Origin of the sequence: Streptomyces alboflavus (assembly GCF_000716675.1) — a bacterium.
In the GTDB taxonomy this organism is placed as follows: domain Bacteria; phylum Actinomycetota; class Actinomycetes; order Streptomycetales; family Streptomycetaceae; genus Streptomyces; species Streptomyces alboflavus.
Genome location: NZ_JNXT01000104.1, coordinates 1 through 15,255, shown reverse-complemented (window position 1 = coordinate 15,255; position 15,255 = coordinate 1). Strand labels below are relative to the sequence as shown.

The following is a 15,255-nucleotide window of genomic DNA, read 5'->3' as shown; positions in this document are numbered from 1 at the left end:
GATGCCGCCCCGCCCTCCGGACACCTACGGGGCATGAGGTCAACCGTGAAGTGGCTGACGACCACGGACCACAAGACGATCGGCACGCTGTATCTGGTGACGTCGTTCGCGTTCTTCTGCATCGGCGGGGTGATGGCCCTGTTCATGCGCGCCGAACTGGCCCGCCCCGGTACGCAGATCATGTCGAACGAGCAGTTCAACCAGGCGTTCACGATGCACGGCACGATCATGCTGCTGATGTTCGCGACGCCCCTGTTCGCGGGCTTCGCGAACTGGATCATGCCGCTCCAGATCGGCGCGCCCGACGTCGCGTTCCCGCGCCTGAACATGTTCGCCTACTGGCTGTACCTGTTCGGCTCGCTGATCGCCGTCGGCGGTTCTCCGGCTTCGGCACGATCCTCGGCTCGGTCAACTTCATCACCACCATCATCTGCATGCGCGCCCCCGGCATGACGATGTTCCGCATGCCGATCTTCACCTGGAACGTGCTGCTCACGGCCGTCCTCGCGCTGCTCGCGTTCCCGGTGCTCGCCGCCGCGCTGTTCGCCCTGGAGCTGGACCGGAAGTTCGGGGCGCACATCTTCGACGCGGCCAACGGCGGGGCGCTGCTGTGGCAGCACCTGTTCTGGTTCTTCGGCCACCCCGAGGTCTACATCATCGCGCTGCCGTTCTTCGGCATCGTCTCGGAGGTCGTCCCGGTCTTCTCGCGCAAGCCGATGTTCGGCTACATGGGCCTGGTGGGCGCGACGATCGCCATCGCGGGCCTGTCGGTGACGGTGTGGGCGCACCACATGTACGTGACGGGCGGCGTGCTCCTGCCCTTCTTCTCCTTCATGACGTTCCTGATCGCCGTCCCGACGGGCGTGAAGTTCTTCAACTGGCTCGGCACGATGTGGAAGGGGTCCCTGTCCTTCGAGACACCGATGCTGTGGGCGGTCGGCTTCCTCATCACGTTCGTCTTCGGCGGTCTGACGGGCGTGATCCTGGCGTCACCGGTGATGGACTTCCACGTCTCGGACTCGTACTTCGTCGTCGCGCACTTCCATTACGTCATCTTCGGCACCGTCGTGTTCGCGATGTTCGCCGGATTCCACTTCTGGTGGCCGAAGTTCACCGGCAAGATGCTCGACGAACGCCTCGGCAAGATCACCTTCTGGACGCTCTTCGTCGGCTTCCACGGCACGTTCCTCGTGCAGCACTGGCTCGGCACGGCCGGCATGCAGCGCCGCATCCCGGACTATCTGGCGGCGGAGGGCTTCACCGGCCTGAACACGCTCTCCACGATCTTCTCGTTCCTGCTCGGCCTGTCCCTGCTGCCGTTCTTCTACAACATCTGGAAGACGGCGAAGTACGGCGAGCAGGTCACCTCCGACGACCCCTGGGGCTACGGCCGTTCCCTGGAGTGGGCCACCTCCTGCCCGCCGCCCCGCCACAACTTCACCTCCCTGCCCCGCATCCGCAGCGAGTCGCCCGCGTTCGACCTGCACCACCCGGAGATCGCGGCGGCCGACGGCACGCCGGGGACGGCGCCCGCCCCGGCGGAGGTGGCGGCCCGGTGACCGCCATGGACGAGCGTCCCGTGCGCGCCCACGTGCGCCCCGACGCCGACGCCGACACGCTGATCGGCGAGATCGAGGGCCACCTGCTCGCCGAGGCCGCCCGCGCCGAGAGCCGCGCCGCCGCCCAGCGCTTCGCCCAGCGCCTCGACTGGCTTTCGCCCGCGGAGCGCGCGGAGGTGGAGCGCCTGTACACCGAGGACCACCTGTCGGTGACCCGGCAGGCGTGGCGCCACATCGCGGGCCGCTGCCTGGACCTGCGCGCCGAGTACGAGGAGCGGTACCGGGTGCTGCGGCTGCGGGTCCTTGCCGGGGGCCTGCTGGTGGCTGGGGTGCTTGTCGGGGTCGGGACGGTGCTCGCGCTGGCGTGAGCGGTCCGGCTCCGGCAGCCGGGGGGGCTGCCGGAGCCGGGTGCGCGGTCGTGCGGGGCAGGGGTCAGAGCGGCAGCCCGTACCCCTCGCACTTCGGCTTGAAGTCCGGCTTGTCCGCGCCGAGGGCGTTCACGACGTTCTGCGTCGTCGGACCGTCCGTGAACAGGCCGACATGGCCGACCGGGTTCTTCGGACACTGGTCCTGCACGACGATGTTGCGGACGTGGTCGCCCTTCAGGAAGCCGTTGCCGTACGGGCTCGCGATCAGGTCGTACTTGGTGGCGATGACCGTGTAGCGCACGCCGGGGACGGTGTCGCCGTCGGCCCACAGGGCCTTCTGGAAGTCGGAGCCCTCCTGCTGGTCCTTGAGGCCCTGGAGGTTCAGGTGGTCGAAGGCACCGTTGACGATGCCGAGCACGCCGAGGGCCTTGCCCAGGTTCACCAGGCCGCTGAGGGTGGTGCCGTGGTTGGTGGGGGCGAGCGCCACGAGCCGCTCGACCTTCTTGGCGCCGCCGAGCCGCTTGATGTAGTAGTTCGGCATCATGCCGCCCTGGGAATGCCCGAGGACGTCGACCTTCTTGGCGCCGGTGGCCGCGAGCACCTTGTCCACGAACGCGCTCATCGTCTCGGCGGACTTGGCGACGCCGGTGAGGCCGCCGACGCGCCCGCCGAAGTTGAACGGGCTGCCCATGCCGTAGTTGAAGGCGTAGACGCAGTGGCCCTCGTTGGCGAGCGTCGGGCCCATCGTGACCCAGTTGGCGCCGAGGTTCACGCCGGTGCCGTGCACGAGGACGACCGGGTTGCGGTGGTCGGCGTCGGGCTTGCAGTTCCAGTCGTTCACGCCGGTCACCGCGTTCGGGCTCAGTAAGAAGTTGCTCACGCCCTCGGCGACGCCGCCGACGGGGTACTGCTTGCGCGGCTTCTCGTCGGCCTGCGCCGGGACGGCCGCGGCGGTGAGCGCCGTGGCGGCCAGGGCGAGGGCCGCGGCGAGACGGGCCGGTGCGGAGGTTCTGCTCATGGTTCCGGTCCCTTCGGATGCACGAGTGGGTCGACCGGACGCGGCCTGGTCAGAGGCATGCCTTGTCACGGGCATGCCTCATCACCGGCGCGCCTTGTCATAGGCATGACATGTCACCGTCCAGAAATCTGAAACGACCTCACTTCAGATTTGGTTACTTGAAAGTAGGGCCACGGAAACAGGGGCGCAAGATGTGCGCGTACGAGAATTTCCGCGCACGCCAAGGGAGTTGGCGCCGACGGGTCGGGCCCGCGCCGACCGCCGACGCCGACCGGTATCGCCTACGTCCACACCTCAGGGCCGACCGGAAGGCCGGGGCCGGTGGGGGTCAGGGGGTCAGGGGGGCGTGAGGGTGTCGAGCCGGGCGGCGAGGTCGGGGTGGGCGGCGGCCAGGTGGGGGCGGGCGGCGGCCAGAGGGGCGATGAGGTCGGCGGGGTCGTCGTGGCCGAGGGCGGCGTGGAGCTCGGCGAGCGGGCGGCGGGCGGCGGCGGGCAGGTCGGCGAGGGCGGCGATCTGGCCGGCGAGGCGGCGCAGGTCGGCCGCGTTGTGGCGGGCCCAGGCGGCGGTGGTGCGGTCGGCGGCGCGGGCCTGCCGGGTGGCCTGGACGCGCTGTTCACCGGTGGTCCCGGCGGGGCCGGGGCGGCCGCGCAGGTAGCGGCGCTCGGCGGCCTGGCGGCTGGCGACGCCGAGGGGGTGGGCGAGGTCGGCCCAGCTGGCGCCCGCGTCGCGGGCCGTTTCGATCAGGCCGGTCTCCCATTCGGCGAGCTGCTCGCGCACCTGCCGCAGCAGCAGCAGGGAGGCCAGGGCCTGTTCGGGGTCCGGGGCGGGAGCGGTCGGGGTCTCGTGCCGGGCTTCACGCAGGGCGTCGTCTATGGCGTCAAGGGCCGCCGCCGCGGCAAGGAACGAAACCGGGCCGTGGGCGTCGACGCCGGGCGAGGACGGCTGGTCTGCCACGGTCACGGACACCTCCCTCGGGTTTGTCATCGCATCGACGACATCGTGTTTGTCATCCATTGGATGACATGCTACAACGGAGTCGAGTGAAGCGCATTGGCAGCAACTGCCTGAACCTGCTGGAGGTGTTTTCACGATGTTGATGCGCACTGACCCCTTCCGTGAGCTGGACCGCCTTGCGCAGCAGCTGATGGGCCCGGGCACCTGGTCGAAGCCGTCGGCGATGCCGATGGACGCCTACCGCGAGGGCGACGAGTACGTGGTGGCCTTCGACCTTCCCGGCGTCACCCCGGACTCGATCGACATCGACGTCGAGCGGAACATGCTCACGGTCAAGGCCGAGCGCAGGCCGGTGGCGAAGGCCGCGGACGTGCAGATGGAGCTGTCCGAGCGGCCGCTGGGCGTCTTCTCCCGCCAGATCGTGCTGGCCGACACCCTCGACACCGAGCACATCAAGGCCGACTACGACGCGGGTGTGCTGACCCTGCGCATCCCGATCGCCGAGCGCGCCAAGCCCCGCAAGATCTCCATCGGCGTCGGGGCGGGCAACAAGGAGATCTCCGGCTGACACCGCCCTGACAGGTGCGGAGGACAGGCGTCCGATCTCCCCCTCACCCGCCCTCCGCACCCCGCGGGCAGTCCGAAGGACACGAAGGGGTGGCGGCCGAGATGGCTCTGCGACGCGAAGCGTTCCTCGCCCATGTGAAGGAACGCGGCGAGTACGGCACTACGGAGGAAGCCGAGCGCGCGGCCCGTGTGGTGCTCGCCCTCCTGGGCGCGCATCTGATCGGCGAGGTCCGCGCCCAGCTCGCGGCACGCCTGCCGGAGGGCTTCGCCCTGATCCTGCTCAACCCGCTGCAGAGCGCCGAACCGCTGCCCCCGGAGCGGTTCGTCCGCGCGACCGCGGCCTGGATCGAGGGCGCCACCGAGCAGACCGCGACCTGGGACGTCAGCGCCGTCCTGTCGACGGTCGCCGACACGGCAGGCGATGACCTGCTGGGCCAGATCCTGCTCCAGCTCCCCGTCGGCTACGACCTCCTCTTCGGCCGCCCCCAGCCCACCTGACCCACACCTCGGTGCCCCCGTCGGCACCGCCCCCCCCGTCCTGGCTTCACGAAAGGCATGCACCGCAGTGATCACCGACGTACGCATACCGCTTGAGCACCGGCAGCCGTACGGGACGGCGTACGAGCAGATGCTGGAGAAGGTCCGCTACGAAGGCGCCTACCCCACCCGCGAGCGAGCCGAGGAATCCGTCCGCCTGGTCCTTGCGGGGCTGGGACGCCAACTGACCGGCGACGAACGCGTCGACCTGGCCGCCTGCCTGCCCCTTCAGGCCGCACGTGTCCTGACCGCGCAGATCCCCGACACCCGGCCCCTGACCGGATGGGCCTTCGTCAAGGACCTCGCCGCCCGCTCCGGCGCCTCCCTGGCCACGACCCGGTGGGACACCGGCTCCGTCTTCGCGGCCGTCGCCGCCCACGCCGGCCCCGACCTCGTCACCCGCATCCTCCGCCAGCTCCCCACCGGCTACGCGCTGCTGTTCGGCCGAGCCGAACTCACCCCGGCCGGGCAGTAGGTGCGGGCGCCGGGCACGAAGCCGCCCGGGCGGTTGCGGGTCTTCGCCGTCTCAGTCCGAGGCCGACGGAGCGGATGACTCGGCGGCGCGCCGGTATTCGGCGTTGAGGCGCTGGGCTTCCTCGAGCTGGTCTTCCAGGATGACGATGCGGCAGGCGGCCTCGATCGGGGTGCCCTGGTCGACGAGTTCACGGGCCCGGGCGGCGATGCGCAGCTGGTAGCGGGAGTAGCGGCGGTGCCCGCCCGCGGAGCGGAGCGGGGTGATCAGGCGGGCCTCACCGATGGCGCGGAGGAAGCCCTGGGTGGTGCCGAGCATCTCGGCGGCCCGGCCCATGGTGTAGGCGGGGTAGTCGTCGTCGTCGAGACGGCCGAAAGTGTCGTCTGCGGTCATCGCACCTCTCTGGGGAACACGCTTGAGGGGCCCTGGTGTCGTACGACACGAGGGCCCCGAAGGAACTGCTACACCATCTGCCAGCCTTGATACTGCGCTGGCGTCCTGTTTCCGCCGCCCCGACGAGAACGCTGTCGGGGGTGCGGGGATCGCGGTTGCTTGACCGGAGACCACCTCACTATCGATGTCCTGCGGTACCCGGGCTCACGACTTCCACCCGGGCGATCCTGATGGCGCCTGGCTCCTCCGTTCTTTCCTCGACGATCAATTGCGTCCTGCTGGTACTGCGTTCTGCACTTACTACGGGTACGGCAACTTCAGGTACTGCTGCCCGGCAGTTCGTCTCTGCCAGGGCCTACTGACTTCCTTGGCTACGAGAGAAACACTAACCAGGTCACCACCCAATGTCTACTCCGGCCGCGATAGATTTTCGCGTGTCGGATGATGAGGTAATCCCACTCGGACGGCGAAGGCCCAGGGGATGGGCGGGCCACTGGCCGGGAGCCCCCGGCTACGCCGAAGGCCGGGTCGGTCGCGGCCGCGAACCCGGCCCCTGCTCCGGCGCGGTCGCCGCAGGGGTGCGGGTGGGCTGGGCGAGCACGATGGTGAGGTCGTCGCCGAGCGGCGCGCCGCCGGTGTGCCGGGCGACCAGGTCCGTCAGGTGCTCAAGGGCGTCGGGCAGGGCGGGTTCGGCCAGCGCGGCGTGCACCTGTGGGACGTCGAGCCGGAACGGGGCGCGGTCGCCGTCGCGGGCGTCGGTGAGGCCGTCGGTGTGCAGCAACAGGCGCTGGCCCGCCGACAGATGGACGCGCTGCAGCCGCGGGACGGGGCCGAGGCCCAGCGGGGGCGAGGGCCGCGGCGGGGCGAGCGGGCACAGCCGGCGGCCGACGCGCAGCGGGGCCGGATGGCCGCAGTTGACGAGGCGGACCTCGCCGGGGCGGAAGTCGGCGAGCAGCAGCGTGACGAAGTCCTCCGGACCCAGCTCGGGACGCAGCAGCTCGTCGAGGGTGTGGGCGAGCCGGACCGGGTCGGGCTCGGTGGCGGCGGCGCGCCGGAAGGCGGCGAGGACCGCGGCGGACACCCGGATCGCCTGCGCCCCGTGCCCCTTGACGTCGGCGAGCAGCAGGCGCGGACCGGCCGAGGTGAGCACGGCGTCGTGGACGTCGCCGCCGAGCAGGGCGTACGGGTCGCAGGAGCGGGTGAGCGCCGCGAGGTCGACGTGGCCGACGCGGTCGGGCAGGGGACGGGCCAGGGCCTCCTGCGCGGTGACGGCGAGCCGGGTCACGTCGTCGAGGGCGCGCTCGGCGCGTGCGCGGGTGTGCGCCGTGAGCACCGCCCACAGCGAGACCGCGGCGACGTGCAGCGCGACGCCCGACGCGCTCGGCCCGGCGGGCGACGCGCCGAGGAGCGCCACGGTGACGGCGACCGCCCCAAGGGCGGCCGTGACGCGCGCCGACAGGCGGTGGGCGGCAAGGAGCGGCCCGATCACCGACAGCCCGTACGAGGGAACCTGCGCGACGAGCTCCACCGAGGCCGCGACGGCCTGCGCGGCCGCTGCCGCGGCCAGCCATGTGCGCCGTGTCTCCACTGCGTCCCCCTGGTCGTTCGGCGAAGTCCGTTTTCTTCGCGCACGGCCCATGTGTGCGGGGGTACTGTGCCAGTTTCGATGACGGTCCGTGGCCGATTCGCCACAGCCTGCGCGCCGACCGCCAGGCGTCGGGCAGCGTGGAGGGCGGAACCGCCGGGACACGACGCACGGGACACGACGCACGGGACACGACGCAGGGGGCGAAGGTGGCTCAGTCGCGGGGACCGAGGGTGGGCGGCCTGCCGCCCGGGAGCGACACGGGACTTGTCGGCCGGCGACGCGAACTCGCCGAGCTGCGCGGCCGGTTGGCACAGCACCGCCTCGTCACGCTGAGCGGCGTCGGCGGGGTCGGCAAGACCCGCCTCGCCCGGCAGGCCGCCGCCGCCCTGCGCCCCCGCTTCCGGGACGGCGTCTGGTGGGCCGAGCTGTCCCCGCTGGCGGACGGCGCGCTCCTGACGTACGCGATCGCCGAGGCGCTGCCCCTGGTCGACCAGAGCGGGCGGCCGATGCTGGAGGCGGTCGCCGAGTACCTGGCGGGGCGTGAGCTGCTGCTCGTCCTCGACACCTGCGAGCACGTGGTCGGGGAGTGCGCCGACGCGGTGGCGGCCCTGCTGATGACGGCCCCGGGGCTGCGCGTGCTCGCCACCAGCCGCCGCCCGCTCGGCCTGTCCGTCGAGGACGTCGTACCGCTCGCCCCGCTGCCCGAGGCGGACGCGCGGGCGCTGCTCGCCCTGCGCGTCGGCGACGCGGTCCCCGGCGGCACCGGCGACGGCAGCGAGGTGGCCGCGCTGTGCCGCAGGCTCGACGGGCTGCCGCTCGCCATCGAGCTGGCCGCCGCCCGGCTGCGGGAGATGTCCCCGGCCGAGCTCAACCGGCGGCTCGACGACCGCTTCGAGGTACTCGGCGAGACCCGGCAACCCGTGTACGAGGCGGACCCGCCCTGGCACCAGGCGCTGCGCACCGCCATCGGCTGGAGCCACCAACTGTGCACCCCGGCCCAGCGCCTGGCGTGGGCCCGCCTGTCCGTGTTCGCGGGGACCTTCGACAAGGAGGCGGCCCGCCGGGTGTGCGCGGACGACCGCCTGCCCGCCCGTGACGTGTCGGACCTGCTCGCGTCCCTGGTGCAGAGTTCGATCGTGGAGTGGGTGCCCGCCGGGCCCGTGTCGCGCTACCGGATGCTGGACACCATACGGGAGTTCGGCCTGTTCTGGCTGCGCGGACTCGGCGAGGAGGAGGCGGTGCGGCGCCGCCACGTCGACCACTACACGGCGCTCGCGCACACCGCCGAACAATCCTGGTCGGGCCCCGACCAGGTGGCCTGGTACCACCGTGTGAACGCCGAGCACGCCAACTTCCGGGCCGCCCTCGACTCCTGCCTCGCCGACGGCGACGGGCACCGCGCCCAGGAGCTGAGCGGGACCCTGTGGTTCGTCTGGTTCGCCTGCGGCTTCGCCACGGAGGGCCGCCACTACCTGGACAGGGCCCTGGCCCTCGGCCCCACGCCCGGCCACGTCCGGGGCAAGGCGCTGTGGGCCAGCGGCCTCATCGCCATGACCCAGGGCGACCCGGCGTCGGTCCACGGGGTGGCCGCCGCCCTGCGGGACGCCACAGCCGACGGGGACGACGCGACCGCGCCGTACGCCGTCGCCTACCTGACCGGTGCCGCCCTCATCGTCACCGGCCGGTACGCGGCGGCGATCGAGACGCTCGGGACACCCCCGTCCGCCCGGCCCGCGCCCGGGAACTTCGACGCGGCCTGGGGCCTGATCCGCACCGCCCGCGCCTTCACGCACGTCTTCCTCGGCCAGTACGACGAGGCCGCGGCCGTCTCCGCCGAGCTGTGCGCCGACTGCGCCCGCGGCGGCGAGCTCTGGCTGCGCGCCTACGGCGACTACACCCGCGCCCTCGCCGAGCTCGCCCGGGGGCGCCCCGCCGAGGCCGTCACCCACGCCCGCGCCGCGGTGCGCGGCAAGCACCGCTTCCAGGACGGCCTCGGCATGGCGCTCGCCCTCGACCTGCTCGCCGCCGCGTCCGTCGCCACCCGGGACGCCGTGCAGGCGGCCCGGCTCCTCGGCGGCGCGGACCGGCTCTGGCAGACGATGGGCAGCGCGCGCGCCGGTTCCGAGGACGTCGTGGCCGCGCGCCGGGCCTGCGAGGCGAAGGCCCGTGGCCTCATCGGCGACGAGGCGTACGGCGCCGCCTTCCGCGCGGGGTACGAGAACGACCTCGACGCGGTCGTCACGGAGGCGCTCGCGGTGTGAGCGCGGGCGCCCGCGGGAACCCGGCGCGCGAGACCGGTGTGAGCGACAATTCCCGGGTAGGGGCGGGTAGTTGCGGCCGGACAGATGAGGGGAGCGGGATCGGTGTTGTCCGACGAGGCACGGGACGCGCGGCGGGCCGCGCGCGCGTACGGGGGCAAGTCCGCCGAGCAGCGCCGGGCCGAGCGGCGCAGGCGCCTGCTGACGGCGGGCGTCGAACTCTTCGGCTCGGGCCCCGGCGCGTACCGCTCCGCGTCGGTGGCGTCGCTGTGCGCCCGCGCCGATCTGTCGACGCGCCAGTTCTACGAGGAGTTCCGCAACCTCGAAGAGGTCCTCGCCGTCCTGCACCGGCACGTCCAGAAGGCCGCGCAGGCCGCGATCACGGAGTCCCTGGCCAAGGCCACGGGCGGCGGCGTCCGTGAGCGCGCCGACACCGCGTTCCGGGCGTACGCGCGCGTGCTCACGGCCAATCCGCATCTCGTACGGATCGCCTTCGTCGAGGTCACGGGCGTCAGCCCCGAGCTGGAGAAGCAGCGCCTCGAGGCCCGCAGGGGCTGGGTCGACCTCCTGGTCGCCGCCCTGGACGAGGCCGCCGCGCGCGGCGAGATCGGCGCCCGGGACTACCGGATAGCGGCGCTGGGTTTCGTCGGGGCGGTCAACGGCCTGCTGTACGACTGGACGGCCGGGTACGTGGACGCGAGCCTGGACACGATCGTGGACGAGCTGATGCTGATGTTCATGGGGCTGCTACAGCCGCCGGAGGGTGGCTGGGCGGCGTAGCGGCACCCCATTCTCAAGCCCCCGGTCACTCCGGCGGCCCCTGCTCGATCCGGCGCAGCACCGCGTCGAGGCGGTCGAGGCCGGGCCCGGTCTGGAGCTGGCGCTCGTCCCACCAGGTGACGCCCGCGTCGCGGAGCGGGCCGAGCAGGTCGCGGGCGCGGGCGGGGTCGCCGGGCGTGGCGCCGCCGAGGACGATCTCGTACGGAGCCGCCGGGTCCTCCCGGTGCCCCCGCACATACGCCACGAGGTCCCGCACCTCGTCGAGCGGCGGGATCTCCCCGTGCCGGGCCGACTCGAACAGCGGGACGGCGCCGTCCCAGCGGGCCGCGCGGCGCATCGGCGGCCGGTTCGGCCAGAAGCCCGCGATCCACACGGGCGGGCGGGGCCGCTGCGCGGAGGCGGGAAGCAGCTGCACGTCGTCGACGCGGAAGTGCTTGCCGTCGTGCGTGACCGGCTCACCGGACCAGTAGCGGTCGAGCAGGCCGAGCCCCTCGTCGAGCAGCTCGGCGAGCACCTTCGGATCGGTCGGCTCGCCGAAGCTCGCGTACTCGTCCTTGACGGGACCGCCGAGCCCCGCCGCGAACGTCACCCGGCCACCGCTCAGCGCGTCCAACGTGGCGACCTGCCGCGCCAGTTGCTGCGGCCGCCGCCGCGCCACCGGCGTGACCAGCGTCCCCAGCCGGATCCGCTCCGTGGCGAGCGCGGCCGCGGTGAGCAGCATCCAGGGATCCCCGAACGGCTTCCCCCGCTGCACCTCCTTGTCGTGCACGACGTGATCCCACACGAAAAGACCGTCCCAGCCCGCCTGTTCGGCCGCCACCGCCACCTGGGCGACGGTCCTGGCGTCCGCGAAGTCACCGAAGTTCGGAATGTTGATCGAGAAGCGCATCCCGGCATGGTGGCGCGGGCGGACCCGGTCGGGCAACGGGTTTCGCGCGCCCCGCCCGCGCGCGGTCGCGCCTCTTTCTTCCCGACTTCCCTTATGGATCTCACCCCGCCGATAGCATTCCGTACGTCAACGGGCGTGAAGTGCCACGGGGGTGGAGGGCACCAGGTGCGCGCAATTCCCAACGGACGGCCACGGCAGTCCTCTTCCTACCGGTGGACCCCGTTGTCCACACTCGTCGCACTCGGGGTGACCGGGGCCCTGGTGATTTCCGGGTGTGGATCAGGGGATTCGCAAAGCCGTTCCCCCAACGGGCCCTCGAACGGTTCCTCGAATGGCTCGTCGAATGGCTCATCGAATGGCGGCTCGGACGGGTCGGGAAATTCGCCCGGGGGACCGGACGCGGAGGGCAGCGGGAGCTTTTCCGGTGGTCCTTCCGACGACTCGGGAGACTCGGGCGGTGCTGGCAGCTCCTCGAACGGCGGTCCGTCGGGGCGGACGTCGGGGACCGGGAAGCCCGAGGGCTCGGGGAAGTCCGACGGGTCCACCTGGGACGGAGGCGGCGACAGGGGGTCCACCTGGAAGCCCGGGGACAGCGGCGGCTCGGGGGGCAGGTCGTCCGCACCGCGCCCGGAGCCGGAGAAGGAATTCTCCTGGACCCCGCCCGGCCCCGCCTCCCCCTCTTTCGACGCGTCGAACACCGACCACATCTACGACCTGGTGCACAACAGGAACTGCCAGCGGGCCAGGCATTGGTACGAATTCGTGGGACCCGGTAAGCAGCAGCAGAATCCGTCCGGGTGGAAACTCATCGGCGGGCTGGTCAGTGCGTGCTTCGCCGTCGACGGGCAGGACCGTGAGTGGCGGACCGTGATCGACGCGTACGAAGCCATCAGGAATCAGCCGTCCGGAGACTGCAAGTACGTCGCGGGCCGACGCACCCTTCAACAGCTGGCCGAATTCCGCATCGCCCACCCGAAGGGGAAGGTCCGCATTCGCCCCGCGTCGGGGAGCGTTCAGGCCTGCCCCCCTGGCATCAAAGGGCTGCGCCCCGACAGGGCGGCGCCCGGGGAAACGGTGCGGGTGCACGGGACCTGGCCCAGCGAGGTGACGATCTACCTGGGCGACCGACCCGTCCCCCTCCTCCCCGATGACAACTACCCCCCTTGCTGTCACAACACCGCCGTGAAGTTCGAGGTGCCGCAGAACACGCCTGACGGGCAGGTACGGATCACCCTGCGGACGCGGACCATCACCCTGGACGCGGGCCTGCTGACGATCAGCCGACACCGCCCCCCCCCCCCCCCCCCCCCCCGCCCCCGCCGGACCCGGCGCCCGACGCGCCCGCACGCCCAGGCTGGATGGAACTCCTCGGCACCATCGGCTCCCTGGTCTCCCTCTTCGCCGCCGTCCTGTTCTACTTCGGCTGGGCCAGCACCGACGCCGAGACCCGTGCCTTCGAACTCCGCGACTCCGTCTTCCGCCTGTCCACCAGCGACTACCTGCTGCGCAGCGTCCAGGCCCTGTTCCTGCCCGCCTGGCTGGTCGTGGGGGTGCTGCTCGCGGCCGTCGCCCTGCGCGCCTGGCTCACGAAGAACCCCGGCCGCGCCGAGTCCCTCGTACCGCGCCTGCGCTGGAGCTGGCTCCTCCCCGTCGGCCTCCTCGCCTGCTACCGCCTGCACCCGGCCTTCTTCGAGCTGGCGATCCCCCTCACCGCCATCCCCTGCCTCCTCGCCACGGCGTACGCCCACACCCGGCCCCGCCCCGAACCCGACGCTTCCGAGCAGCGCCACCGGCTCCACATCTGGGCGCTCACCCTCGTCCTCTGCGTGCTCTCGCTCTTCTGGGCCGTCACCTCCTACGCCGGGATCGTCGGCCGCGGCCGCGCCGAGGAAGCCGCCCGCGCGGTCGACACCGCCGCCTTCCCCAGCGTCGTCGTCTTCAGCGAGAAGGACCTGATGATCCGCGGGGACGGGGTCTGCCACCAGCGCGTGAGCGGCAAGGGCAGCGCGTACGGATACCGGTACTCCGGGCTCCGGTTGTTCTCTGTGTCCGGGGACCGGATCTTCCTCGTGGGGCGGGACTGGAGCCCGGCGCAGGGCACGTTGTGGACCGTGCGGGAGAGCGAGGCGGTGCGGGTGGAGTACGTGAGCGGGGTGGTGGGGCGGAAGGAGGGGTGCGGGGGCTAGCGCAGGTCCAGGCGGGCCTTCGCCGGGTGAAACCCCCGTCCGTGAACTGGCTGAAGACGGACGGGGGTCACTGCTTGTCGGGGCCGCGACGGGCCGGTGGCGGGTTACCGTGCTGCCGGAGCACACGGGCACGACCACCTGGTTCGAGTGCGGCGACAGAGAGGCAGGCGAGGGAGCGGCATGGCGAGATCCCCTGTGACGCCCGAGGAGCTGATCGCCCGGCACGGTCTCGAACCGCTGCCCTTCGAGGGCGGGCGTTTCCGCCAGACGTGGGCCGGGCCGCCGGACACCGCGTCCGGCCACCCCGTCGGTACGGCGATCATCATGCTCCTGACGTCCGCCGCGGGCGACTTCTCGGCGCTGCACCGCCTCCCCACCGACGAGGTCTGGCACTTCTACCAAGGCGACCCTCTCGACCTGCTGCTGCTCCACCCCGACGGGACGGACGAGCTGCGGATACTGGGCGACGGGGACGGGGAGGAGTTCCAGCTCGTCGTGCGCGCGGGCACCTGGATGGGGGCGCGGGTGCGGGACGGCGGCGAGTGGTCGCTGTTCGGGACGACCATGGCTCCCGGGTTCCTGGAGTCGGACTACGAGGGCGGGGATCCGGACGTGTTGGCCGCCCGCTACCCCCAACAGGCCGAACTGATCCGGAGGTTGTGCCGTGTCTGATCCGGGACTGCCCTCACTGGCAGGGCGGGTGGCGCTCGTCACCGGCGCCAGCGGGCTGATCGGCGGCGGCATCGCGCGCAGCTTCGCGCGGGCGGGCGCCGCGGTCGTCGTGCACGGCAACAAGGGGGTCGAGCGGGCGCGGGACGTCGCCGCCGAGATCGAGGAGTCCGGCGGTGACGCCCTCGTCGTCACCGCCGACCTCGGCGAGGAGCGGGAGTGCCGGCGGCTCGTCGAGGAGGCGTACGGCTGGCGGGGGCGGCTCGACTCGCTCGTCAACAACGCCGGGGTGCAGCCCGTGCAGGAACTCGCGGGGATGTCCGCCGGGGACTGGCGGGGGATGTACGACGCCAACGTCACCAGCGCGTTCTGCTGTACGCAGGCCGCTGTCGGGGTCATGGCCGGGCAGGACGGGGGTGGCAGTGTCACGCACATCGCGTCCATCGAGGGGCATCAGCCTGCCGTCGGGCACGCGCACTACAGCGCCGCCAAGGCCGCGCTCATCATGTTCGCGCGGGCCGCCGCCGTGGAGTACGGGGAGCGGGGGGTACGGGTCAACTCCGTCTCGCCCGGGCTCATCGGGCACCCCTCGCTGGCCTCGGAGTGGCCCGACGGGGTCGAGCGGTGGGGGCGGGCTGCGCCGCTCCGTCGCCTGGGGCGGCCCGAGGACGTGGGGGCGGCGTGCGTGTTCCTCGCGTCGGACGCGGCGGGGTGGGTCACGGGGGTCGACTTCGTCGTGGACGGTGGGGTGAGCGCCCGCTCCACGTGGTGACCTTCGCGGGGCGCCCCAGTCCCGCCCCTTCTCCGAAACCGGGGCTCCGCCCCTGGACCCCAGGGGGCAGGTGTCCCGTGTCGGGTGGGACAGTCCTCCCCGATCGGCGCTCCGCGCCTCGTCCTCAATCGCCGGACGGGCTTTTCCCCACCCGCCCGCCCCGCCAGGGCTTCGGCCGGAGTGGGACGCACCGCCTGCCCGGGGTCGCTCAGCTCGCCTCGGCGAGGAGTTGCCAGGGTGGGCTG

General features: G+C 72.4%; 14 protein-coding genes and 1 pseudogene. 10 read left to right on the top strand and 5 right to left on the bottom strand.

Going from position 1 to position 15,255, the window contains the following annotated elements:
* Positions 1-33 precede the first annotated feature (33 nt).
* Positions 34-1,559 (top strand): annotated as a pseudogene (locus OO63_RS41835) (cytochrome c oxidase subunit I).
* Positions 1,560-1,564: 5 nt separating this feature from the next.
* Positions 1,565-1,927 (top strand): hypothetical protein, encoded by a 363-nt coding sequence (locus tag OO63_RS39860; protein ID WP_051811727.1) that lies wholly within the window; start codon positions 1,565-1,567, stop codon positions 1,925-1,927.
* Between the two features lie 64 nt (positions 1,928-1,991).
* Here OO63_RS39860 and OO63_RS39855 read toward each other — a convergent pair whose 3' ends face one another.
* Positions 1,992-2,945 (bottom strand): esterase/lipase family protein, encoded by a 954-nt coding sequence (locus OO63_RS39855; protein ID WP_030362138.1) that lies wholly within the window; start codon positions 2,943-2,945, stop codon positions 1,992-1,994.
* Positions 2,946-3,281: 336 nt separating this feature from the next.
* Positions 3,282-3,905, bottom strand: a complete 624-nt coding sequence (locus OO63_RS39850; protein WP_030362139.1) for a hypothetical protein — start codon at positions 3,903-3,905, stop codon at positions 3,282-3,284.
* A 130-nt stretch (positions 3,906-4,035) separates the two neighbouring features.
* Between OO63_RS39850 and OO63_RS39845 the strand changes: the two genes are divergently transcribed.
* The 3 genes from OO63_RS39845 (at position 4,036) to OO63_RS39835 (ending at position 5,478) form a co-directional block, all read left to right on the top strand.
* The gene (locus OO63_RS39845; RefSeq protein WP_030362140.1) at positions 4,036-4,467 is read left to right on the top strand and encodes an Hsp20/alpha crystallin family protein; all 432 of its coding nucleotides are present in this window, start codon (positions 4,036-4,038) and stop codon (positions 4,465-4,467) included.
* Positions 4,468-4,568: 101 nt separating this feature from the next.
* On the top strand, positions 4,569-4,964 hold the full coding sequence (locus OO63_RS39840) for a DUF2267 domain-containing protein (protein WP_030362141.1): 396 nt from the start codon (positions 4,569-4,571) through the stop codon (positions 4,962-4,964).
* A 67-nt stretch (positions 4,965-5,031) separates the two neighbouring features.
* Positions 5,032-5,478, top strand: a complete 447-nt coding sequence (locus tag OO63_RS39835; protein WP_030362142.1) for a DUF2267 domain-containing protein — start codon at positions 5,032-5,034, stop codon at positions 5,476-5,478.
* 51 nt (positions 5,479-5,529) lie between these two features.
* On the opposite strand, the gene OO63_RS39830 is transcribed toward OO63_RS39835, so the two are convergent.
* Both OO63_RS39830 and OO63_RS39825 read right to left on the bottom strand, forming a co-directional pair.
* The gene (locus OO63_RS39830; RefSeq protein WP_030362143.1) at positions 5,530-5,868 is read right to left on the bottom strand and encodes a MerR family transcriptional regulator; all 339 of its coding nucleotides are present in this window, start codon (positions 5,866-5,868) and stop codon (positions 5,530-5,532) included.
* Positions 5,869-6,379: 511 nt separating this feature from the next.
* The gene (locus tag OO63_RS39825; RefSeq protein WP_051811723.1) at positions 6,380-7,456 is read right to left on the bottom strand and encodes a PP2C family protein-serine/threonine phosphatase; all 1,077 of its coding nucleotides are present in this window, start codon (positions 7,454-7,456) and stop codon (positions 6,380-6,382) included.
* Positions 7,457-7,662: 206 nt separating this feature from the next.
* Here OO63_RS39825 and OO63_RS39820 point away from each other — a divergent pair, with 206 nt between their 5' ends.
* The gene (locus OO63_RS39820; RefSeq protein WP_063750505.1) at positions 7,663-9,717 is read left to right on the top strand and encodes an ATP-binding protein; all 2,055 of its coding nucleotides are present in this window, start codon (positions 7,663-7,665) and stop codon (positions 9,715-9,717) included.
* A gap of 102 nt (positions 9,718-9,819) precedes the next feature.
* The gene (locus OO63_RS39815) at positions 9,820-10,494 is read left to right on the top strand and encodes a TetR-type transcription factor C-terminal domain-containing protein (protein WP_030362146.1); all 675 of its coding nucleotides are present in this window, start codon (positions 9,820-9,822) and stop codon (positions 10,492-10,494) included.
* 25 nt (positions 10,495-10,519) lie between these two features.
* Here the strand turns inward: OO63_RS39815 and OO63_RS39810 are convergent, their stop codons facing one another.
* Entirely contained in the window at positions 10,520-11,383 is an 864-nt protein-coding gene (locus tag OO63_RS39810) for an LLM class flavin-dependent oxidoreductase (protein ID WP_030362147.1), read from the bottom strand.
* A gap of 1,358 nt (positions 11,384-12,741) precedes the next feature.
* On the opposite strand from OO63_RS39810, the gene OO63_RS39800 reads away from it, so the two are divergent.
* The 3 genes from OO63_RS39800 to OO63_RS39790 all read left to right on the top strand — a co-directional run bounded on the left by OO63_RS39800 (position 12,742) and on the right by OO63_RS39790 (position 15,010).
* Complete coding sequence (locus OO63_RS39800; RefSeq protein ID WP_078861777.1) at positions 12,742-13,569, top strand: hypothetical protein; 828 nt, start codon at positions 12,742-12,744, stop codon at positions 13,567-13,569.
* Between the two features lie 180 nt (positions 13,570-13,749).
* A complete protein-coding gene (locus OO63_RS39795) occupies positions 13,750-14,241 on the top strand; it encodes a cupin domain-containing protein (RefSeq protein WP_193560729.1) in 492 nt (163 codons plus the stop codon).
* Complete coding sequence (locus OO63_RS39790) at positions 14,234-15,010, top strand: SDR family NAD(P)-dependent oxidoreductase (protein WP_030362152.1); 777 nt, start codon at positions 14,234-14,236, stop codon at positions 15,008-15,010. Before OO63_RS39795 ends, OO63_RS39790 begins: the two co-directional genes overlap by 8 nt.
* Positions 15,011-15,255: the final 245 nt, after the last annotated feature.